Here is a 20,374-nt window from a genome sequence, read left to right on the forward strand (position 1 = left end):
GGCTTGCGTCGATGGCGGACAGAAACGGGCTGTTTCGTCGCGTCCTCGCTCGCCCACGAGTCGAGCGGGTCAGCGAGGGAGATGTTTTATCTGGCGGAGAGGGTGGGATTCGAACCCACGTGCCGGGTTACCCCGACCATCTGATTTCGAGTCAGCGCCGTTATGACCGCTTCGGTACCTCTCCGGCGAAGGTGTCATTCTACCAGCCCGCCTCTGGCGCGCCCATGCCTCATCGCTTGAGGGCCCCGTGAGCACCCCGGCGCGCAAACGCTTGAAGCGGGCTCTCGCCGCCGCCGGCGAGGCGCTGTCCATGTCCAAAGTGACCACGGCAGCGCTGCTTGTCGCTCTGCCGTCGGTCGATCTCGGGCCGCTGATCGAACGTCCCGTCGCCCCGGTCGAAAAGGCAGCCGAACTGGTCGTGGTAACGCGGAATTCTCCGACCACGCGCTACATCGGTCCGGATGGCGACTACATCGGGTTCGAGCAGGATCTCGTGGAACTCTTCGCCAAGGAACTCGGAACCAGCGTGCGCATGGTCGTGCGAGAACGCTTCTCCGACATCGTTTCCACGATCGCCAACGGCTATGCCCATCTGGCCGCGGCCGGACTGAGCGCTACTCAGGAGCGGGAGCCTGCGCTGACCTTCGGTCCCGCCTATCTCACCGCGCGCAAGGCGGTGGTGTACAACACCGACAAGCCCAGACCGCGCAGCCTGAAGGAACTCGTGGGGAAAAAGATCGCCGTGCTCGCCGGCTCGAGCAGCGCCGACAAACTGAAGCTCGAGGCGGGCCAGATTCCCGGTCTGCGCTGGGAGGAAACTCCGGCGGCGAGCGTCGATCCGCTGCTGGACAGGCTGGCAGCCGGAAAGCTCGATTACGTGGTCACCGATTCGCACGCCGCGGAGCTGGCGCGCAATTTCTACCCGAACATCGCCACCGCGTTCACTTTCGGCACGCCCGAGCCGCTGGCCTGGGCCATGCCGAAGAATGCCGATCCGCATCTGGTCAGAAGCGTGCACCAGTTCTTCGGCCGCATCCGGGCCAACGGTACCTTGCGCATGCTGGTCGACCGGCACTTCGGCCACATCCATCGTCTCACCCAAGGCGACATCGTGGCCTTCCTCGCCAGACGGCAGACGGTTCTGCCGCGCTACGCCGATGCTTTCAAGGAAGCGCAGGAAATCACCGGGATCGACTGGCGGCTCATCGCCGCGCTCGGATTCCAGGAGTCGCATTGGAACCCCATTGCCACGAGCCCGACCGGGGTACGCGGGCTGATGATGCTGACGGCCAGCACCGCCGATCGCCTGGGAGTGACCGACCGGCTCGACCCGTATCAGAACATCCTGGCCGGTGCACGCTATCTGCAGTTGCTGCGGCAAGCGCTGCCCGAGCGGATTCCCGAACCGGATCGCACTTGGATCGCCCTTGCCGCTTACAACGTCGGCTACGGGCACGTGGAAGATGCCCGCGTGCTCGCACAGCGTCAGGGACTCAATCCGGATTCGTGGATCGACCTGAAGAAGACGCTACCGCTGCTTGCCCGCTCGGATTACTACACCACCGTCAGATACGGCTTCGCGCGCGGCGCCGAAGCGGTGATCCTCACCGAGAACGTGCGCAACTACTACGACATCCTGCAGCGTTTCGAGGAACCGCACCGACCGCTGCTCGCGCCTTCGTTGACCGCCAGCGCGGCGCTGCGCTGAAGGCTATGCGGTGCGGATCTCCGCCGCGCCCGCCATGTACGGACGGAGCACGGCCGGGATTTCGACGCTGCCGTCCGCGCGCTGGTAGTTCTCCAGGACTGCAATCAGCGTCCGGCCGACCGCCAGACCGGAACCGTTCAGGGTGTGCACCAGCTCCGGTTTGCCTTTCTCGTTTCGGAACCGGGCCTGCATGCGCCGCGCCTGGAACGTCTCGAAGTTCGAGCACGAAGAAATCTCGCGATACGCTCGCTGGCCAGGAAGCCAGACCTCGATGTCGTAGGTCTTGGCGGCCGCGAAGCCCATGTCGCCGGTGCACAGCGTGACCACCCGGTAGGGCAGTTCCAGCTTCTTCAGGATGGCCTCCGCGTGTCCGGTCAACGCTTCCAGCGATTCGTAGGACCGTTCCGGGTGAACGATCTGGACCAGCTCGACTTTGTCGAACTGGTGCTGGCGGATCATTCCGCGCGTATCCTTGCCGTAGGAGCCAGCCTCGGAGCGAAAGCACGGGCTGTGGCAGACGAACTTCAGGGGCAGTTGCTCCAGGGGCACGATTTCATCGCGCACGATGTTGGTCACCGGCACTTCCGCGGTCGGGATCAGATAGAACTTGCCGCCGTCCGCCCGGGGAACCGAGAACAGGTCCACTTCGAACTTGGGCAGCTGACCGGTTCCGCGCATGGAATCGGCGTTGACCAGGTACGGTGCATAGACTTCGGTGTAACCGTGTTCGCGCGTGTGTACGTCGAGCATGAACTGGGCGATCGCGCGATGCAGGCGTGCGATCGCGCCAGTCATCAGTACGAAGCGCGCGCCAGCGATCTTCGCCGCGCGCTCGAAGTCGAGCATGCCGAGGGCCGCGCCGAGATCCACATGGTCCCTCGGCCGGAAATCGAACGCGCGCGGCTCGCCGGACCGCCGCACCTCGACGTTGTCTTCCGGGGATTTCCCAACCGGAACGCTGGCATGGGGGACATTCGGAACGCCCAGCAGATACTGCTCGAGCCGCGCCTGGATATCGGCCAGCTCGCTTTCCAGCTGCTTCAGCTCGTCGCCGACTCTCGCCATCTCCGCCATGAGCGCGCAGGCATCCCGGCCGGCCTTCTTCATCTCGCCGATCTTCTTCGACGCTGCGTTGCGCAGCGCTTGCAGCTCCTGCGTGCGGGTCTGTACCTTCTTGCGGGCGTCTTCCAGCTCGCGAAACGTCTGCACGTCGAGCGCGATGCCGCGCGTGGCCAGTCGCGCCGCTACGGCCTGCAAATCGCTTCTGAGCAGGTGTACGTCGAGCATCGCTCTTTTCTCGGCGTCTGTGCGGTCAATCTTCCTTTTTCGCCTTGCGGTCGAGTTCGCGCAGGTGTTCGAGCCTTTCCGCGATCCTCGCTTCCAGCCCGCGCGGCGTGGGGCGATAGAACTGCCGCGCTTGCATGTCGTCCGGAAAGTAGTTCTCACCGGCCGCGTAGGCCTCCGGTTCGTCGTGGGCATAGCGATAGCGTTTGCCGTAGCCCAGCTCTCTCATCAGCCGCGTCGGTGCATTTCGCAGACGCTGTGGTACCGGCCGCGATCGATCCGACTCCACCGTCGCGCGCGCCTCATTATAGGCGAGGTACACCGCGTTGCTCTTCGGCGCGCAGGCCAGGTAGATGACGGCCTGCGCGAGCGCCAGCTCGCCTTCCGGCGAGCCGAGCCGCTCATAGGTTTCGCAGGCATCGAGCGCAACCGACAGTGCCCGCGGGTCGGCGAGCCCCACGTCCTCCACTGCCATGCGGATCATTCTGCGGCCAACGTACAGTGGATCGGCGCCCCCATCGAGCATGCGCACCAGCCAGTAGAGCGCGGCGTCCGGAGAAGAACCCCGCACCGACTTGTGCAGGGCCGAGATCTGGTCATAGAAGGCGTCACCGCCCTTGTCGAAGCGGCGTAGATTGCGCCCCAGCGTGCGCTGCGCGAACTGCTCGTCCACCTCGCGGCTCTTCTCGCTGCGCGCGGCGTTGGCGATGGCCTCCAGCATGTTGAACAGCCTGCGCGCATCGCCGTCCGCCGCGCCGACGATCATGTCCTTCGCCCCTTCGGTGAATCCCAGCTCCGGGAAGGCGCGCGCATGCGCGCGCTCGAACAGCTCGGCCAGTTCACGGTCGCCCAGCGCGGTAAGCACATAGACCGTCGCGCGCGACAGCAGCGCCGAATTGACCTCGAACGAAGGATTCTCCGTGGTGGCGCCGATGAAAGTCAGCAGACCCTGTTCGACATAGGGGAGAAACGCGTCCTGCTGCGCCTTGTTGAAGCGGTGTACTTCGTCGACGAACAGAATGGTGCGCCGGCCGCTCGCCTGCAGAACGGCCTCGGCGCGGGCCACCGCCTCGCGGATATCCTTGACGCCCGAAAGCACCGCGGAGATCTGGATGAACTGCGCATCGAAGGCTTGCGCCATGAGGCGCGCGAGTGTCGTCTTGCCGGTGCCCGGCGGACCCCAGAGGATCATCGAGTGGGGCGCGCCCGACTCGAAGGCCACGCGCAGCGGCTTGCCCGGACCGAGCAGATGCTCCTGACCGACCACTTCCTCCAGCCGCCGCGGCCGCATCGACTCCGCAAGCGGGGCTGGGGGCTGACGCGGTTCGAAGAGGTCAGTCGGCATGAGAGTATTTCACCACGGATGCGCAGCACCCCGACAAAAGGCGCAAAGAGAGGATCACTGCGCGAAAGCCGCGAAGAAAAGCGTGAATCGTTCGGGGCCTTTGTGCTGCGCGCTAGATCCTGCGTCCCGGCGGTCGATGCTAGTCCGTGACCACGTCGGCGCCCGGCGGCGGGGTAAAGCTGAAGGTGCCGGGCGCAAAACCGGGATTGCGCTCCAGCCGGGAGAAGCGGATCACGGTCTTCTGGCCGAAGTGGTCATACAGCTCCATCGTAGCCAGGGTGTTCTTCGCGAATCCCATCCGCACGCGTTCGAACAGGCTGTCCTCCTCGTACGGCCGGGCCTGCAGCCAATCCAGTCCACCCTTTCTGCCCTGCGCCTCCAGCGAGAAGAAGCGTTCGATCTCGTCCGTGCCCGCCAGCAGCGCGGCCGGGCTCGAGCCCAGCGCCTTGTCGAGCTTGCGGATGGTGACCTGGTTGAGGTCCTTGTCGTAGATCCAGAGCCGCTCGCCGTCGGCAACGATCAGCTGCACGAAGGGTTTCTTGTACTCCCAGCGGAACCTGCCCGGACGGAAGAATTCCACGGTCCCGCTCGATTGCTGGACATCCTTGCCTTCCGGGCCCGTGACCGTCTGGGTGAAATCGGCCCGGGCGGCGCGGGTCGTCTGAATGAATGCTTCCAGCTGCTCGATCGGGCCGGCAGCCGCCGGCAGTGCGAACGCCCACAGCAAAGGGAGCAGTCTCGCCGTGTGCATTCAGAACTTCTTCTTGCGCTCGATCTGAGAGATCCTGCCGCCGGTGAGCCTTACCGTGGTGGTAAACGGATCGGCTACGGTCGGCAGGTAGTACCAAGTCTTGACGGTCTGGCTCAATTCCCCGCGCAGGACATGGCGCTGCGGGATTCTGCGGCCGCTGACCGGATCGATCAGCACCGAATCCTGGACGATGGCGTGGGAGCGCGTGTCCAGCCCGTCGGTCGATTCATAGTCCGGCGGCCCGGCGCGCTGAAGCAGCTCGGCTTCGCTCATGCCGATTTCGAGCCGGATGTAGACGTCGAAGGCCATCCCGCGCACACGTTCCTCGCCGGAGGCGGCGCTCCCGGCGAGCGCAAGCGCCGCCAGCAGGAATTTGACCGAGCCCCTCATGGTCTTGTGTACGCCCCTTAGCCAGAAACATCCGACAACCGGATCAGGCCTCGGTTCTCGACGGCGCGATGACTTCGCGATTGCCGTTCGAGGACATCGGCGAGACCAGGCCGGCACGTTCCATCTGCTCGATGAGCCGGGCGGCACGGTTGTAACCGATGCGCAGGTGGCGCTGCACCAGCGAGATCGACGCCCTGCGCGATTTCAGGACGATTTCGACCGCCTGGTCGTAAAGCGGATCGCTCTCGCCGCCGCCCATCGGTCCGCCCGTGCCATTGTCGAGCTCGGCTTCCAACGGCTCGAGCACCTCATCGATGTATTGAGGCTGGGCGCGCGCCTTGAGGTAGTCGACCACCTTGTGCACTTCCTGGTCCGCCACGAAAGCGCCATGCACGCGCTGCGGATAGCCGGTGCCGGGCGGGAGAAAGAGCATGTCGCCCTGCCCCAGCAGCTGCTCGGCGCCCATCTGGTCCAGGATCGTGCGCGAATCCACCCGGCTGGAAACCTGGAACGCGATCCGCGTCGGAATGTTCGCCTTGATGAGCCCGGTGATCACGTCCACCGAGGGACGCTGCGTGGCCAGAATCAGGTGGATGCCGGCCGCGCGCGCCTTTTGCGCCAGCCGCGCAATCAGTTCCTCCACCTTCTTTCCCACGACCATCATGAGGTCCGCCAGCTCGTCGATCACGACCACCACGAGCGGCAACTCCTGGAGCGGCTCCGGATTCTCCGGCGTGATGGTGAAGGGATTGGTCAGCGGCCTGCCGGCTTTGGCCGCTTCCCTGACCTTCTGGTTGAACCCGGACAGGTTGCGCACACCCAGAGCCGACAGCAGCCGATAGCGCCGGTCCATTTCGCCCACGCACCAGTTCAATGCCTGCGCCGCCTGCTTCATGTCGGTGACCACCGGAGCCAGCAGGTGCGGGATACCCTCGTAGGCCGACAGCTCGAGCATCTTCGGATCGACCAGGATCAGGCGCACCTCGTTCGCGGTCGCCTTGTACAGCAGCGACAGAATCATCGCGTTGATCGCGACCGATTTCCCCGAGCCCGTGGTGCCGGCCACCAAGAGGTGGGGCATTCGCGCCAGATCGGCGACCACGGGGTGGCCGGCAATGTCCTTGCCCAAGGCCAGCGTCAGCGGCGAAGGCGGATCGGCGTAGATCTGCGAGGACAGGATTTCGGAGAGCCGCACGACCTGGCGCCTCGGATTGGGAATCTCCAGCCCCATGCAGCTCTTGCCCGGAATCGTTTCCACCACGCGCACGCTGACCACCGACAGCGCGCGCGCCAGATCCTTGACGAGGTTGATGATCTGCGCGCCTTTGACGCCCACCGCTGGCTCGATCTCGTAGCGCGTGATCACCGGTCCGGGCTGGGCCGCCACAACCTTCACCTCGATGCCGAAGTCCATCAGCTTCTTCTCGATCAGCCGCGAGGTGAACTCCAGCGTCTCGGTGGAGAGAACTTCCACGTCGTGCGGCGGCTCGTCGAGCAGATGCAGCGGCGGCAGTTCGGAGTCGGGAAGATCCTCGAACAGCGGCTTCTGCTTCTCCTTGATGACACGGTCGGACTTGCGGATCTCGAGCGCCGGGGATTCGATGCGCACCGGCTCGTGTTCGATCTTTTCCTTCACTTCCTCCACGTGCGCTTCGCGCTGCTCCGCGGCGATTGCGCCGGCCTTGCGGTCGCGCCACGCTTCCCATTGGTCAGCCGCAGCGAGCCACGCGCCTTCAACCCCGGCGCCGATGCGCTCGATCATCGCGATCCAAGACAGCCCCGTGAGCAGCGACAGGCCGATGGCCCACAGCACCAGGAAGAGCAGCGTGCCGCCGGTGAATCCGAATGCGTGATGCGCCAGCTCCGAGAGCGCTGCCCCGACCACACCGCCGGCTCCATGCGGCAGCTCCACACCGAGCGAATGCAGGCGCAGCGCCTCGAAGGCACAGCTTGCCGCCAGCAGGATCACGAAACCGATGCACGCCACGGCGAGCGGGCGGCGATCCGCGTCCCCGGGGGTATGAATGCGGCGATAACTCCGGACGATGCCGACCGCGAACGCGAACAACCACCACCACGCGGAAACGCCGAACAGATACAGGAGAACATCGGCGATCCAGGCGCCGACCTCTCCGCCGGCGTTGGCCACTTGCGAGTCGGTCGCCTGACGCGACCAGCCCGGGTCGAGCGAACTGTAGGTCGCGAGGATCAAGAGGAGATAGAGCGCCGCGCCTACCAGCAGCAGCCACCAGGACTCCCGCAGCAGCGCCGCGATGCGCGGCGGCAGGGGCTTGCGCGGTTCGCGCAGCGCGTTCTTGCTACCCGCAGGGGCAGATCGCAATCGACTTTCCTTTCGGTTTGCAAGATTTTATCTCACGATCGGGACCCACGGCGCGGGTCCGCGCTTTCTGGAACCCGCTTCTGCCTGCTGCTAAAGTTGCGCTGTTTGCGACAACGCTCCACCTTGCGTCCCCATGGCCCAAACCACCAGACACTCCCGCCTGCTGATCCTTGGCTCCGGTCCCGCAGGCTACACTGCCGCGGTCTACGCGGCGCGGGCGAACCTCAAGCCGGTGCTCATCACCGGGCTCGCGCAGGGCGGGCAGTTGATGACCACCACCGACGTGGACAACTGGCCGGCGGACGCCATGGGCGTTCAGGGGCCGGAACTGATGGAGCGCTTTCACAAGCACGCGGAGCGCTTCGGCACGCAGATCATCTTCGACCACATTCATACCGCGAAGCTCCTCGAACGGCCTTTCCGTCTGGCCGGCGATCAGGCCGAATACACCTGCGACGCGCTCATCATCGCGACCGGCGCTTCCGCCAAGTACCTCGGCCTGCCGTCCGAACAGGCGTACATCGGCAAAGGCGTCTCGGCTTGCGCCACCTGCGACGGATTCTTCTACAAGGGCCAGGACGTCGCGGTGGTGGGCGGCGGCAACACGGCGGTGGAAGAGGCGCTGTACCTGTCGAACATCGCCAGGAACGTGACCTTGGTGCACCGGCGGGACAAACTGCGCGCCGAGGCGATCATGGTGGACCGACTCATGGAGAAGACCCGCAACGGCAACATCCGCATCGAGTGGAACCACACCGTGGACGAGGTACTCGGAGACAACAAGGGTGTCACTGGATTGCGGGTGCGCTCCACACGGGGCGAAGGCACCAAGGAGCTGCCGTTGTCCGGCGTGTTCATCGCCATCGGGCACACGCCGAATACCCAGCTCTTCCAGGGCCAGCTCGAAATGAGCAACGGCTACATCATCACCAAGGGCGGACGCGACGGTAACGCGACCGCGACCAGCATTGCCGGCGTGTTTGCCGCGGGCGACGTGCAGGATTACGTCTATCGGCAGGCAGTCACCAGCGCCGGCAGCGGCTGCATGGCCGCGCTCGACGCCGAGCGCTACCTCGGTGGTCTGGATCATTGACGTGGCAGCCACCGCAAAGGCACAGGCAACTTCAACGTCGGATCGACCACCGGAAACGCCAAGGCACGAAGAGCGTGAAGAAAAATCCCGAGTCTCTCGGCGGTGAAATTGGCAATCGATCCTCAGTGTGTCTCCAGCCATGCCCAAGAGACCGATACTGCCGGAAGAACCCGACGACGCCGCGCTGTTGCGCGAAGCACTGAAGGATGTCGCACCGCTACCCGACCCCGGGCGGGTGCTGCATCCGCCCGCGCGCCGTGACCCGGTCGCGGCGCAGACGCGGCGCGACGAGCAGCAGGTCCTGCAGGAAAGCCTGTCGGGAGAGATGTCGATTGAAGCGATGCTCGAGGCGGGCGAGGCGCTCGCCTACTTGCGCGAGGGTATCGACCGCCAGGTACTGCGCAAGCTGCGGCGCGCCCACTGGGTGGTGCAGGACGAGATCGATCTGCACGGGCTGCGGGTCGTCGAGGCGCGCGAGCTGCTGGTGGCATTTCTCAACGAGGCATTGAGAAGCGGGCGGCGCTGCGTACGCATCGTGCATGGCAAGGGACTTCGCTCCGCCGAGCGCACACCGGTGCTGAAGAAGAAGGTCGCCGGCTGGCTGCGGCAACGCGATGAAGTGCTGGCCTACTGCCAGGCGCCGCCGCCCGATGGTGGCAGTGGCGCCCTGCTGGTTCTGCTCAAGGCCAGGCGCGCGACCGGTTGAGTAGGCCGGGTAGTGGAGTTGCGCGTCCGGCGGGGGTGGCGATTGGCTCGCCGCGCACCCTTCAAACTCGAACGCCCCAAAATGGGGCGTCCGGCACGGCTCGTGGCTGCGGCGCCCAGATCGCCCGCAGCCACGAGCAATCCTTAAATCGCCGCCTCGTCCGTTTCCCCCGTTCGGATGCGGATGACCTGCTCCACCGAGGTGACGAAGATCTTGCCGTCGCCGATCTTGCCGGTGCGGGCCGATTTCACAATGGCTTCGATCGCCTGCTCCACCATTCGGTCGGTCACGACCACTTCCACCTTGACCTTGGGCAGGAAGTCCACCACGTACTCGGCGCCCCGGTAGAGCTCCGTGTGACCCTTTTGCCGGCCGAAACCCTTGACCTCGGTGACCGTAAGGCCGGTGACGCCGATCTCGGAAAGCGCTTCGCGCACCTCGTCAAGCTTGAAGGGTTTCACCACGGCTTCGATCTTCTTCATGATCGCTCCCTGAAACGCATTGCGGCCGTCTCATACGCGGCCCCGCGCAGAGTATAGACGCGTTCCGCCAGCCCCGGAAAGCGGCTTTCCGCTGCACTGCTGCCCCGGCGGATCAAGGCACTCGCCCGCCCGCGAGTTACAGACGCACAGGCAAGCCCCGAAAGCGAACCACGAGGCAGGACGCACTCAGCCGCGACTTTCATGAATAATGCAGGCTCGTGCCTTGGGGGCGAGAATCGCTTGTGTCTTTGCGCCGCGCCTGCGCGATCGTGCGGTGAGCGGCGCTAGAGCCCGCCGCGGAATTTGTTGGTGATCGGGAAGCGCCAGTCCTTGCCGAAACCACGCGGGGTGATGCGGATTCCGACCGGCGCCTGGCGCCGCTTGTATTCGCTGACGTGCAGCAGCTTCACCACGCGCTCCACATCCGCGCGGGGGAAGCCTTCGCGCACGATCTCGTCGATGCTGCGGTCTTGCTCGACGTAGCGTTGGACGATCGCATCGAGCACGTCGTAGGGGGGCAGGCTGTCCTGGTCAGTCTGGTTCGGGCGCAGCTCCGCCGACGGCGGCCGGGCGATGACCCGTTCGGGAATCACCTCGCAGACCGTGTTTCGATACCGCGCCAGCCGATACACCATTCCCTTGGTGATGTCCTTCAACACGTCGAAGCCGCCGGCCATGTCGCCGTAGAGCGTCGCATACCCGGTGCTCATTTCGCTCTTGTTGCCGGTGGTGAGCACGATCGACCCGAACTTGTTCGACAGTGCCATCAGCAGCGTCCCCCGGATGCGCGACTGAATATTCTCCTCCGTGGTATCGAAAGGCCGGTCCTTGAACTCGGGCGCGAGCGCGGCCAGAAAGCTGTCGAACACGGGGCGGATGGCGATCTCGCTGTAGCGCACGCCCAGCCGCGCGACAATGACGCGCGCGTCTTCCAGGCTGATGCTGGCGGTGAACTGCGACGGCATCATCACTGCATGCACCCGCTCCGGCCCCAGCGCGTCGGCCGCCACGCAGACGGTGAGTGCGGAGTCGATTCCGCCCGACAGCCCGATCAGCGCGCCGGGAAAGCCGTTCTTGCCGACATAGTCGCGCACGCCGAGCGTCAGGGCCTTGTACACTGCCGCCTCCACGGACAGCTCCGGCGCGACAGGACCGGGCACGGGCTCGGCGCCGCGGAACTCGACCACGGCCAGATCTTCCTCGAACGCGCGCAACTGCTGCGTCACGGCGCCGCGCACGTCCATGACGAAGGACTGGCCGTCGAACACCAGCTCATCCTGTCCGCCAACCCAGTTGCAGAACACCACCGGCATCCCGGCCTCCAGCACGCAGCCGCGCACCACTTCGTGGCGCGTGCGCTGCTTGCCCAGGTGATAGGGCGAAGCATTCAGCACGACCAGCACCTGGGCGCCTGCTGCGCGCGCCGCCTTCGGCGCCTGGCGCTCTCCGGGCGAGGCGCGCAGAGGCTTGCCGGTGGCGAACGCGCGCTCCGGACCCCAGACGTCCTGGCAGATGTTGACCCCGACCATCGTGCCCGCGACGTCGAACACGAGCGCGCCGCTTCCCGACTCGAAATAGCGTTCCTCGTCGAACACTTCCGAGTTGGGCAGGTCGCGCTTGTGGTAGGTGCCGGCCAGGCGCCCGCCCCGCAACAGCGAAGCGGCGTTATAGCGGCGGCCTTCCTGTACGTGGGGATGTCCCACCAGGACGTCGATGCCCTGGACTCTTGCCGCCAGCCGCTCGACCTCGCGCTGGCAGGCCGCGCAGAAGTCGTCCCGCAGCAGCAGATCTTCCGGCGGATAGCCGCAGATGGACAGTTCGGGTGTAAGGAGAAGATCGGCGCCGAGCGCTCTGGCGCGCTCGGCAAACTCCAGGATCCTGAGCGCGTTGCCGGACAGGTCGCCCACCGTGCAGTTGATCTGGGCGATCGCGATTCTCATGGTCGTACTATAGCATTCGCCTGTTTGCACCATGAACGCGCGCCATGAAGTCGAAATCGTCGAGTCGCTCGAAAGCATCAGCGCCGTCGAGTGGGACGCGCTGAGCGGTAACGAGCCGTTTTGCTCCCACGCCTTTCTGAGTGCCCTGGAGAACAGCGGGTGCGTGGGCGCCCGCTCGGGCTGGTCGCCGTGTCACCTGGTGATCCGCCGCTCGGGGCGCATCACCGGTGCGATGCCGCTGTACCGGAAGAGCCACTCGTATGGCGAATACGTCTTCGACTGGGCCTGGGCCGAAGCCTATCGCCGCCATGGGCTGCGCTACTACCCGAAACTGGTCAGCGCCGTACCCTTCACACCGGTCACCGGCAGCCGTTTGCTCGCCAGCGATGCGGAAACAAAGGCTGCTCTGATCGCGGCGGCGCTTCGCTTCGCGGCCGAGCAGCGCATGTCTTCACTGCACTGCCTGTTCCCGATCGCGCCGGAAGCGCAACTGATGCAACAGGCCGGGATGCTGATCCGGCAAACCGTGCAGTTCCACTGGCGAAACGACGGCTATTCGAGCTTCGACGATTTCCTGGGCCGCATGAACCACGACAAGCGCAAGAAGATCCGGCAGGAGCGGACAAAGCTGCGCGCGAGCGGCATCCGCCTGGAACGGCTGAGCGGGACCGAGGCCGGCGAGGCTCACTGGAAGTTCTTCTTCGATTGTTACCGCCGCACCTATCGGGCCCACCAGTCCACGCCCTATCTCAATCTGGAGTTCTTCCTGCGGCTGGCGCACCTCATGCCGCAGCGCTTGTTGCTCTCGGTGGCAGTGCGCGACGGGCGCCCGATCGCATCGTCGTTGTGCGTGAGAGGCGAGAGCGCGCTGTACGGACGCTACTGGGGAGCTGTCGAATACCATCCCGGCCTGCACTTCGAGTGCTGCTACTACCAGCCCATCGAGCACTGCATCGAACAGGGCATCGCCTGCTTCGAGGGCGGGGCGCAGGGCGAGCACAAGCTCGCGCGCGGGCTGTTGCCGATCCGCACGCTCTCGGCACACTGGTTGGCACACCCACGATTCTTCGACGCGGTTGCCGATTTCCTGCGCCGCGAGCGGCGCGACGTCGAGCAGTATGTGGACGAACTCGGCGAGCACTCTCCGTTCAAGACGCCGGCCGGGGCGCGCGATTGACTCCGCTATACTCGCCGCACCTTCGCCTGCCGCACTTCATGCGGCGACAGGACAGACAGCAATCAACCGGAGGAGCACACCCGATGATCGGAGAGCCCGTCGCTTTGACCGTGCGCAGGCACATCGACCGCCCCTCGAAGACGTTGCTCAGGGCTTTTGCCGGCCGGCCGACGGGCTACGTCACCGACGCTCGCGATGGCGCGGGTTGCCTGGACGCCGCCATCAAGCCGCTCAAGCCCGACATGCGTTTCTGCGGCCCGGCCGTCACCGCCTTCTGCGGCCCGATGGACAATCTCGCGGCCATGGCGATTCTCGACTTCGCCAGGAAAGGCGACGTCATCGTGATCGCGACCACCGGCGATGAGACCGCGGCGACGATCGGGGATCTGTGGGCCTTGTGGGCCAGGCGTATCGGCGTCGCGGCCATCGTCTGCGATGGATTGGTGCGCGATGTGCCCGGACTGCTCAAGGCGGGTATCCCGGTGTTTGCACGCGGCGTGAAACCCAACTCGAGCTTCAAGCACGGGCCGGGGGAAATCAACATGGGTGTGTGCTGCGGGGGCGTCACGATCCATCCCGGCGACATCGTCAGCGGCGATCAGGACGGCGTAGTCGTTGTGCCGCTGGCGCGCGCGGCAGAAGTCGCCCGGCAGCTCGAGGAAGTGGAACGCAAGGAGGCCGAGGCCGAAGCGAAGGTCAAGCGCGGCGAGAAACTCAAGTTCTGGGATCCGGTCGCGCTGCAGGGACGGATTCGGTATGTGGACTGAGAGCGAGACACAAGGCGCGAGGCACGGCATGCGGGGAATCGGCTCGCGGCCTGCGGCCGCACTGACGGACGGGCTCACGGCCGAGCGCCGGCCATTGCCTGCGCCAACCGCATCGGAGTGCCGTTGTGGTCGAGCGCCTCGCGCCTCGCATATCGCAACTCGCGCCTAGCGCAATGGTCTTCGACTACTACAAACGGCTTTCCCCCGCGCGCCAGAGCGTCTACCGCCAGAGCGACGCGATCACCTTCCTGCGGTTGCCGGATCCCGAGCCGCTGAGGCCGGCCGCGGCGCAGATCGAAGCGGCGCTCAGGAGCGAACAGCCCCGCATCGTGGAGGCGCTCTCGCAGCGCATCGCCGACGGCATCACCAATCAGCTCAAGGCACCAGGACTGCGCGTGCAGGTGCTGGCCGTGCGTCCCTCGAACGACAGGGGAGAGCTGCACGGTCTCTACCTGCCCGAGGAAGGGGGGAAGCCGGCCAAGATCCAACTATGGATGCGCACCGCGAAGCACAAGCGCGTGGTGGCCTATCGCAGCTTCCTGCGCACGCTGCTGCATGAAATTTGCCATCATCTCGACTACGAGCATTTCCATTTTCCGGAGACCTTCCATACCGAAGGCTTCTACAATCGCGAGTCGAGCCTGTTCCGGCAGCTCGTGCCGGACGCGCCGGGCGGGCGAAGCCCCGCGGGATCGCAGCGCCAGGGGGATTGAACCATGAGCATGTTTATGGGGTTTCTCGGCGTCGTCCTGCTCGCCGCGGTGATCTTCGGCTGGTACTGGCTTTACCGCAGAGTCCGCGGCGAAGAAGGTCCGCTCGCCCAGCTCTCGAAGAAGACCGGACGTACCGACGCGGCCGCAGAGCTGGAGGCCTTCATCGCAGCCTACCGCAGCGGCAAGGTCAGCGTGGCCGATGTGCGGGGTGCTGGCACAGGTGGCCAGAAGAGCGTCGTTGCGGCCGCTGCGCCAGTGCCCCGCGCGCCGCCGTCAGCCGCGAGCGAGCCGCCCGCCGCCGCGCTGCTGCGGCCGGAAGTCAAGCTCGCCTATCTGACGCTGCGCGCCGCCTTGCGTGATCACCACGTCTTTCCCAACGTCAGGCTTTCCGATCTCGGACGCGGCACAGCGCAAGGCAAGGTCGACCTGCTGGTCTGCGACCCGAAGTTCGCGATGATCGCCGCAGTCGATGTGATCGGTGGCGGCGCCCAGCCCGACTCCGCCAAGGCCGCGTTCCTGCGCGAGTCCGGCATTCGCTACCTCAGATTTTCGACGGCTTCGATGCCCAAGCCCGCCGATATCCACACGCTGATCTACCGCGCCTAGAAATCCTCTTGCGGGATCACAGCATCTCGAGGGGGCGGCGCCTGCTCGGCGGCGGAAACGCCGCGTCGAGTTCGGCGAAATCCTGCCGGGTCAGGCGCACGTCGAGCGCGCCGCGATTCTCGCGCAGGTGATCTAACGTCCCTGCCTTCGGAATCGCCACCACGCCCGCCTCGCGCAGCACCCATGCCAGCGCAACCTGCGCGGGCGTCGCGCCGTGCCGCTCGGCCACGCGCCTTAAAGTGCGGTTGTCGAGCACACGGCCCTGCTCGATCGGCGAGTAGGCCATGATGGGGATGCGGCGCCTGCGGCACCACGGCAGCAGGTCGTATTCGATGCCGCGCCGCGTGAGGTTGTACAGAACCTGGTCGACCACGCAGGCCTTGCCGCCAGGTACGGCCAGGAGCTCTTCCATCTCATCGACGTCGAGGTTGCTCACGCCCCAGTGACGGATCTTGCCGGCGGCAAGCAGGTCCTCGAAGCCGCGCACCGTCTCTTCCAGCGGATGGCTCGACGACCAGTGCAAGAGATACAGATCGAGCCGATCGGTCTTCAGGCGCTCGAGACTCGCATCGCAGGCACGGACAACGCCTTTGCGGCTGGCGTTGGACGGCAGCACCTTGCTAACCAGGAACACCTGGTCACGCAGGCCGGCGATCGCTTCGCCGACCAGGGTCTCGCAACGGCCATCGCCGTACATTTCCGCGGTATCGATCAGCGTCAGGCCGAGTTCGACGCCCAGCCGCAGCGCCGCGATCTCATCGCGGCGTCTGGCGCGGTCTTCGCCCATGAACCAGGTACCCTGCCCCAGGACCGGTATGGTTTCTCCTCCGGGCAGCGCGATCCGAGGCACGGCTCTGGATGGGCTTTGCAGCTTGCGCGGCATCGTCTGGAGCTTCAGCCCTCGCCGCAGCAGGCCGCCTGCTGCACGGGCGGGCATCTCGCCGAACCGTAGGAGCAGAACACGCAACAGTCACCGGCTTTTGGCCGCAGCAGCCCGTGACAACCCGGGCACTCGAAGACTACGACGCAGGCGTCGAGCGGCATCTGCTCCTCGCTGGCAAGGCCGCACCGCGGGCAGACGAGGGTGGATCGCAACATCGGCGAAGCGCTCACGCAAGTCGCGGTTTCCGGAGAGATTCCGTCCCGATTGTATGCAAAACCGGCCGGGTCGACCGGCCGTCAGTCAATCCAGCGGGATGGGGCTCCTGTTCTCCGCCAGTCAGGCGTCGAAACGCTGCAGCGCAGGATGGAGCGCGCGATTGCTCGACGCTGCGCGCCGCGCAGAAAATGTCCTTGAAGTCGCGCTGGAACTGGAACATGGTTCGAGGTCTTCCGCCCGGGAAAACCGAGTCGCATCCGGCAAGCACGGCCGCCGGCGGGCGGGAAACAGGACCTTTTCCGAAAACACGCCGAGGCGCTGCGCGCCGCAACCACTCATACGGGAATCAGGAACGGACTGCGATGAAACGGACCGAAGGCCCGGCATTCGAAGCGTGCGGGCGAGACCCGAGCCGGCACGCGGACGAGCTACACGGAATGATTTTGCGGATCGGGGTTCGCGCGCTCGAGGCGATGGCGCTATGCAGCCTGTTCGCCCTCGCGCCAGGCGGCCTTGACAGGGCTCAGGGCGCAGAGCCGGTCGTGCTGGTCCTCGGCACCGCAACACCCGGAGGCGGATTCACCGCCTACGGCGAGGCGCTCGTCGAAACCCTGAGCACGATCGACTCATCGCTTGCGATCCGGCTGCGAAGCACCGCGGGTAGCCAAGAGAACATCCCCTTGCTCGAGTCCGGCGCGATCGATCTCGGACTGGTCGAGGGCACGGCGGCGCACGAGGCGCTGAGCGGCATCGGACGCACGCCCGCGCGGCTCTCCGTGGTGGCGGCAATGTACCCCACGCCGGCGCTGTTCGCGGTGCGCGCCGATTCTCCGCACCGGACGATCGGGGATCTGAGAGGGCAGCGCGTGGTGTTCGGCGCGGCCGGCTCCGGGTTCGTGCTGGCGGCGCGCTACGTGCTGGATGGCCTTCGCCTCGACCTGGCAAAGGACTTCGACGCGGTGCTGCTGCAGAGCGCGAAGGACGGCCCGCCGATGGTGCTGAACGGCGAAGCCGCTGCGATGTGGGGAGGCGGCAGCGGCTGGCCGCCGTTCCAGCAGATCGCCGACGCCCCGAAAGGCGCGCGCTTCATCGCCCCGACCGCGGAGGAGATTGCGCGGATCCGCGCCCGGCACCCGTTCCTCAAACCCATGACGCTTCCCGCCGGCTCGTATCGTGGCCAGGATCGCGACATTGCCACAATCGGCACCTGGAGCCTGATCCTCGCCCGGCCGGATCTGCCGGAAGAAGTGGTCTACCGTTTCGTCCGGGCATTGCACCGCTCGCAGCCGGCGTTGGGCGAGCGTCTCGCGCAAGCAGAAGCCACCACGCCCGCCGCCACGCTGGTCGCCGTGCCGCTCGCGCGGCTTCACTCTGGGACGGCGCGCTATCTCAGGGAGGTCGGCCTGACGCGCTGAGGCCGCCGGGCAACGATCCTGCCGCACTACCGCGCGGCAGGGTCGTCGGGCGGTAGCACTTCGCGAAACACCGGCCGCTGCTTCCACGCCGGAATCGGGGGGACGTAGCCCGCGCAGGGCGTATAGACCGATTCCTCCACGATCTGCATGCGGTGGATATAGCGCGGGCAGTTGGGAAAGATGGCCTCGGCGCGGACCCTCACGACCAGTTGCGCGCCGGCGAACTCCGGCAACAGCGCATCCTCGCCGCTGACGGTGGCCCGTCCGTTCACCCGCAACCGGCGCGGGCTTTCGAAGTCGATGAAAAGCAGGCCCACGGCCGGATTGACGAGCACGTTACCCAAGCTCTTGAACATGCCGTTGCCGTCGTAGCTGGGGAAAACCAGGGTGTGGTGGTCGACCACCCGCACGAATCCCGGCTTGCCGCCTTTGTACGAGCACTCGGGCCGCCCTTGCGCATCCGCCGTGGCCAGGAAGAAGAGCGGCCGGCTTTCGATGAAGGCCCGGTCTTCGTCGGTAAAGGCGTCGCGCGCAAGCACCTCCACCAGCCGGTCGGCCAGCCTGCGGGTGGAATAGCGATCCTGCAGCCGGCGCGATCCCTCGTGATACATCGGAATGTCAGCCATGACTTCCTCCCGCGGTAGACACTGCTGTCTCAAGATTAGCTGGCGGCCGCCGCAGCCGCCATACGCGTTGCAGCGTAGTCCCGGCCCGACCGCCTGCATGATGCAGGGCGCATGCCGCGATGCAGGAAGCGCCCCTCGCCGCTGCGGGGGGAGCGGGCGAAGGCGTAGGCCGACGTCAGGGCTGAGCGCCGGTCCTGACCGGATAGCCGGCTTCGCGCCAGGCCTTCATCCCGCCGTCGAGTGCGACCGCGTGCTGGAACCCCATCGCGCGCAAGGTTGCGGCAGCAAGCGTAGAAATCTTGCCGAAGTCGCAGTAAGTCAGGATGCGCCGCGTGGGATCGGGCAGATCCTGGTTGACGCGCAGCTCCAGTTGACCGCGCGGCAACAGCCGCGATCCCGGAATGTGTCCGCTCTCGTACGCGTCGCGCTCGCGCACGTCGAGCACGATGAGATCATCGGAACCCGCCTCGATGCGCGCTTTCAGTTCCGCCAGCGACATGAACGGCACCGCCGCGGCCGCCTCGGCCAGGAGCTGGGCGATGGTCTTGCCGCCGCTCATGTTAGTGCGCAGCGCCTCCGTGATGTGCGTGGGCATGGTGAGGTTGAGGTTGCGCATCATCTCGACGAACGCGGCACGGTCGCGTTGCTGCAGACGCGGATTCGCGGCGAGCTCCTGGCCGATGGTCGAGTGCCCGGCCCCCTTGTAGTCGTGCGCGGGGAAGACTTTCAGCGCGGGATCGAGCCGCAGAATGCCGTTGAACAGACTGTCGTGGAGTGCTTCGGGATCCCCGCTCGGCAGGTCGGTGCGGCCTGTGCCACCGATCAGCAACGTATCGCCGGTGAACAGCCGGTCCTCCACCCGCAGGCACATCGAATCGCGCGTATGGCCGGGCGTATGCATGACATGCAGGCGCAGCTTGCCCAGCACCACCATCTCGCCGTCGCCCAGGCGCATGTCGACAAAAGGCGCCGGACTCGCCTGATGCATGACGACCGGCACGTTCAACTGCCGCGCGAGCTCACGCGTAGCGGAAAAATGGTCGGCGTGGGTGTGGGTGTCGATCACGTAACGGATGCGCAGCGCGTCGCGGGCGGCAAGCGCCAGGTAGTGGTCGATCTGGCTGATTTCCGGGTCGATCAGCGCGGCCACGCAACTCTCCGGGCAGCCGATGAGATAGGACTGGCAGCCGCCGGTTGCGATCTGCTCGAAGATCATCGTTCCCTCCTCCACGGCTCGGGCGCCGCAACAGGTTGGGGATCCTTCCTGGAATCATTGTGGCAAGCCCGGCTTGCCGTCTCGCGGTGGCACCGGGCTGAACTTCCGCCGGCCGGTTACTTCAGGTGGCGGCGGCCGGCTACGTAGCGTACACCCGCCGATCCGACCCGCTCCTCGTGCCTGCAGCCGGCCGGCATGACGAACACTTCGCCTTCGCGGTAGGCGCGCGCCCTGCCCTCGACCGTGAGCGTGATCTCTCCCGACAGCACCAGCGCACGCACGTCGAAGGGATGGGCATGCTCTGCCGCCCGGTACTCCGCGGGCAGTTCCTTGTCGACGATCTCGTCGAAACCCTCGGCCCGCAGCGTCGATTCGAATTCGGCGGCATTCATGGCGATCCTCCCTTTGACGTCCGGCGATATGTTAGCAGCGTGGCGTCGGGGACAGTGCCTGCGGGCGCGCATGAGCCACCAAAGGAGCATGAGCGAGGACACGCCGGCCGTGAGCGGCGCACCGCGCGCGGCGCGTCCGCCGCGAGGGCTGGCGGCGATGCTCATGTCTACCAGTGTTCCACCGAGCCGGCATCGAAGACCATACCGGAACGCGCCTGCCGGTGATTGATGAAGATGTTGTTTCGCGGAATGCCAGTACGCCTCGCGAGACTCGATGCCACGCACGCGAGCATGGTCTCAACGGTCCGGGCTCCCTGCGTCGC

At 66.0% G+C, this 20,374-nt stretch carries 20 protein-coding genes and 1 tRNA gene; 8 read left to right on the forward strand and 13 right to left on the reverse strand.

What is annotated here, in order from left to right; genetic code table 11:
* Positions 1-91 precede the first annotated feature (91 nt).
* Positions 92-184, reverse strand: a tRNA-Ser gene (locus tag VNM24_07430).
* Between the two features lie 63 nt (positions 185-247).
* On the opposite strand from VNM24_07430, the gene mltF reads away from it, so the two are divergent.
* Positions 248-1,708, forward strand: a complete 1,461-nt coding sequence (mltF, locus tag VNM24_07435; protein HWQ38430.1) for a membrane-bound lytic murein transglycosylase MltF — start codon at positions 248-250, stop codon at positions 1,706-1,708.
* A 3-nt stretch (positions 1,709-1,711) separates the two neighbouring features.
* On the opposite strand, the gene serS is transcribed toward mltF, so the two are convergent.
* The 5 genes from serS to VNM24_07460 all read right to left on the reverse strand — a co-directional run bounded on the left by serS (position 1,712) and on the right by VNM24_07460 (position 7,786).
* A complete protein-coding gene (serS, locus tag VNM24_07440; GenBank protein ID HWQ38431.1) occupies positions 1,712-2,995 on the reverse strand; it encodes a serine--tRNA ligase in 1,284 nt (427 codons plus the stop codon).
* A 25-nt stretch (positions 2,996-3,020) separates the two neighbouring features.
* On the reverse strand, positions 3,021-4,337 hold the full coding sequence (locus tag VNM24_07445) for a replication-associated recombination protein A (protein HWQ38432.1): 1,317 nt from the start codon (positions 4,335-4,337) through the stop codon (positions 3,021-3,023).
* A gap of 139 nt (positions 4,338-4,476) precedes the next feature.
* Positions 4,477-5,088 (reverse strand): outer membrane lipoprotein chaperone LolA, encoded by a 612-nt coding sequence (gene lolA / locus VNM24_07450; protein HWQ38433.1) that lies wholly within the window; start codon positions 5,086-5,088, stop codon positions 4,477-4,479.
* Positions 5,089-5,478, reverse strand: coding sequence for a hypothetical protein (locus tag VNM24_07455; GenBank protein HWQ38434.1), 390 nt, complete (start codon positions 5,476-5,478; stop codon positions 5,089-5,091). It lies immediately after the preceding gene.
* A gap of 43 nt (positions 5,479-5,521) precedes the next feature.
* Entirely contained in the window at positions 5,522-7,786 is a 2,265-nt protein-coding gene (locus VNM24_07460) for a DNA translocase FtsK 4TM domain-containing protein (GenBank protein ID HWQ38435.1), read from the reverse strand.
* Between the two features lie 166 nt (positions 7,787-7,952).
* On the opposite strand from VNM24_07460, the gene trxB reads away from it, so the two are divergent.
* Positions 7,953-8,912 (forward strand): thioredoxin-disulfide reductase, encoded by a 960-nt coding sequence (trxB, locus tag VNM24_07465; protein ID HWQ38436.1) that lies wholly within the window; start codon positions 7,953-7,955, stop codon positions 8,910-8,912.
* 139 nt (positions 8,913-9,051) lie between these two features.
* Complete coding sequence (locus tag VNM24_07470; protein HWQ38437.1) at positions 9,052-9,618, forward strand: Smr/MutS family protein; 567 nt, start codon at positions 9,052-9,054, stop codon at positions 9,616-9,618.
* Positions 9,619-9,761: 143 nt separating this feature from the next.
* On the opposite strand, the gene VNM24_07475 is transcribed toward VNM24_07470, so the two are convergent.
* Complete coding sequence (locus VNM24_07475; protein ID HWQ38438.1) at positions 9,762-10,100, reverse strand: P-II family nitrogen regulator; 339 nt, start codon at positions 10,098-10,100, stop codon at positions 9,762-9,764.
* 284 nt (positions 10,101-10,384) lie between these two features.
* The gene (locus VNM24_07480; protein ID HWQ38439.1) at positions 10,385-12,040 is read right to left on the reverse strand and encodes an NAD+ synthase; all 1,656 of its coding nucleotides are present in this window, start codon (positions 12,038-12,040) and stop codon (positions 10,385-10,387) included.
* Positions 12,041-12,071: 31 nt separating this feature from the next.
* Between VNM24_07480 and VNM24_07485 the strand changes: the two genes are divergently transcribed.
* The 4 genes from VNM24_07485 (at position 12,072) to VNM24_07500 (ending at position 15,303) form a co-directional block, all read left to right on the forward strand.
* Positions 12,072-13,217 carry a GNAT family N-acetyltransferase gene (locus tag VNM24_07485; GenBank protein ID HWQ38440.1) on the forward strand — a complete coding sequence of 382 codons (1,146 nt, stop codon included), beginning with the start codon at positions 12,072-12,074 and terminating at the stop codon, positions 13,215-13,217.
* 83 nt (positions 13,218-13,300) lie between these two features.
* The gene (locus VNM24_07490; protein HWQ38441.1) at positions 13,301-13,984 is read left to right on the forward strand and encodes an RraA family protein; all 684 of its coding nucleotides are present in this window, start codon (positions 13,301-13,303) and stop codon (positions 13,982-13,984) included.
* 173 nt (positions 13,985-14,157) lie between these two features.
* Positions 14,158-14,697, forward strand: a complete 540-nt coding sequence (locus VNM24_07495) for a Wss1p-related putative metallopeptidase (GenBank protein HWQ38442.1) — start codon at positions 14,158-14,160, stop codon at positions 14,695-14,697.
* 3 nt (positions 14,698-14,700) lie between these two features.
* A complete protein-coding gene (locus tag VNM24_07500; GenBank protein ID HWQ38443.1) occupies positions 14,701-15,303 on the forward strand; it encodes a hypothetical protein in 603 nt (200 codons plus the stop codon).
* 16 nt (positions 15,304-15,319) lie between these two features.
* Here the strand turns inward: VNM24_07500 and VNM24_07505 are convergent, their stop codons facing one another.
* Entirely contained in the window at positions 15,320-16,186 is an 867-nt protein-coding gene (locus VNM24_07505) for an aldo/keto reductase (GenBank protein HWQ38444.1), read from the reverse strand.
* 11 nt (positions 16,187-16,197) lie between these two features.
* Positions 16,198-16,401, reverse strand: a complete 204-nt coding sequence (locus tag VNM24_07510) for a GDCCVxC domain-containing (seleno)protein (protein ID HWQ38445.1) — start codon at positions 16,399-16,401, stop codon at positions 16,198-16,200.
* Positions 16,402-16,839: 438 nt separating this feature from the next.
* Between VNM24_07510 and VNM24_07515 the strand changes: the two genes are divergently transcribed.
* The gene (locus VNM24_07515) at positions 16,840-17,817 is read left to right on the forward strand and encodes a TAXI family TRAP transporter solute-binding subunit (protein HWQ38446.1); all 978 of its coding nucleotides are present in this window, start codon (positions 16,840-16,842) and stop codon (positions 17,815-17,817) included.
* A gap of 26 nt (positions 17,818-17,843) precedes the next feature.
* On the opposite strand, the gene VNM24_07520 is transcribed toward VNM24_07515, so the two are convergent.
* From VNM24_07520 to VNM24_07530, 3 genes are all read right to left on the reverse strand, one after another.
* Positions 17,844-18,443 carry a pyridoxamine 5'-phosphate oxidase family protein gene (locus tag VNM24_07520; protein ID HWQ38447.1) on the reverse strand — a complete coding sequence of 200 codons (600 nt, stop codon included), beginning with the start codon at positions 18,441-18,443 and terminating at the stop codon, positions 17,844-17,846.
* Positions 18,444-18,618: 175 nt separating this feature from the next.
* Positions 18,619-19,659: an MBL fold metallo-hydrolase gene (locus tag VNM24_07525; protein HWQ38448.1), complete on the reverse strand. Its 1,041-nt coding sequence runs from the start codon at positions 19,657-19,659 to the stop codon at positions 18,619-18,621.
* A 116-nt stretch (positions 19,660-19,775) separates the two neighbouring features.
* Positions 19,776-20,051 carry a cupin domain-containing protein gene (locus VNM24_07530; GenBank protein ID HWQ38449.1) on the reverse strand — a complete coding sequence of 92 codons (276 nt, stop codon included), beginning with the start codon at positions 20,049-20,051 and terminating at the stop codon, positions 19,776-19,778.
* Positions 20,052-20,374: the final 323 nt, after the last annotated feature.

The sequence above is a fragment of the Burkholderiales bacterium genome (assembly GCA_035560005.1).
Classification (GTDB): domain Bacteria; phylum Pseudomonadota; class Gammaproteobacteria; order Burkholderiales; family Eutrophovitaceae; genus DASRFY01.

Excerpts from the sequence above, each read along its gene's own strand:
- serS (HWQ38431.1), bottom strand. The coding sequence starts at position 2,995 with ATGCTCGACGTACACCTGCTCAGAAGCGATTTGCAGGCCGTAGCGGCG.
- VNM24_07445 (HWQ38432.1), bottom strand. The coding sequence starts at position 4,337 with ATGCCGACTGACCTCTTCGAACCGCGTCAGCCCCCAGCCCCGCTTGCG.
- lolA (HWQ38433.1), bottom strand. The coding sequence starts at position 5,088 with ATGCACACGGCGAGACTGCTCCCTTTGCTGTGGGCGTTCGCACTGCCG.
- VNM24_07455 (HWQ38434.1), bottom strand. The coding sequence starts at position 5,478 with ATGAGGGGCTCGGTCAAATTCCTGCTGGCGGCGCTTGCGCTCGCCGGG.
- trxB (HWQ38436.1), top strand. The coding sequence starts at position 7,953 with ATGGCCCAAACCACCAGACACTCCCGCCTGCTGATCCTTGGCTCCGGT.
- VNM24_07470 (HWQ38437.1), top strand. The coding sequence starts at position 9,052 with ATGCCCAAGAGACCGATACTGCCGGAAGAACCCGACGACGCCGCGCTG.
- VNM24_07475 (HWQ38438.1), bottom strand. The coding sequence starts at position 10,100 with ATGAAGAAGATCGAAGCCGTGGTGAAACCCTTCAAGCTTGACGAGGTG.
- VNM24_07480 (HWQ38439.1), bottom strand. The coding sequence starts at position 12,040 with ATGAGAATCGCGATCGCCCAGATCAACTGCACGGTGGGCGACCTGTCC.
- VNM24_07485 (HWQ38440.1), top strand. The coding sequence starts at position 12,072 with ATGAACGCGCGCCATGAAGTCGAAATCGTCGAGTCGCTCGAAAGCATC.
- VNM24_07490 (HWQ38441.1), top strand. The coding sequence starts at position 13,301 with ATGATCGGAGAGCCCGTCGCTTTGACCGTGCGCAGGCACATCGACCGC.
- VNM24_07495 (HWQ38442.1), top strand. The coding sequence starts at position 14,158 with ATGGTCTTCGACTACTACAAACGGCTTTCCCCCGCGCGCCAGAGCGTC.
- VNM24_07500 (HWQ38443.1), top strand. The coding sequence starts at position 14,701 with ATGAGCATGTTTATGGGGTTTCTCGGCGTCGTCCTGCTCGCCGCGGTG.
- VNM24_07505 (HWQ38444.1), bottom strand. The coding sequence starts at position 16,186 with ATGCCGCGCAAGCTGCAAAGCCCATCCAGAGCCGTGCCTCGGATCGCG.
- VNM24_07510 (HWQ38445.1), bottom strand. The coding sequence starts at position 16,401 with ATGTTGCGATCCACCCTCGTCTGCCCGCGGTGCGGCCTTGCCAGCGAG.
- VNM24_07515 (HWQ38446.1), top strand. The coding sequence starts at position 16,840 with ATGATTTTGCGGATCGGGGTTCGCGCGCTCGAGGCGATGGCGCTATGC.
- VNM24_07520 (HWQ38447.1), bottom strand. The coding sequence starts at position 18,443 with ATGGCTGACATTCCGATGTATCACGAGGGATCGCGCCGGCTGCAGGAT.
- VNM24_07525 (HWQ38448.1), bottom strand. The coding sequence starts at position 19,659 with ATGATCTTCGAGCAGATCGCAACCGGCGGCTGCCAGTCCTATCTCATC.
- VNM24_07530 (HWQ38449.1), bottom strand. The coding sequence starts at position 20,051 with ATGAATGCCGCCGAATTCGAATCGACGCTGCGGGCCGAGGGTTTCGAC.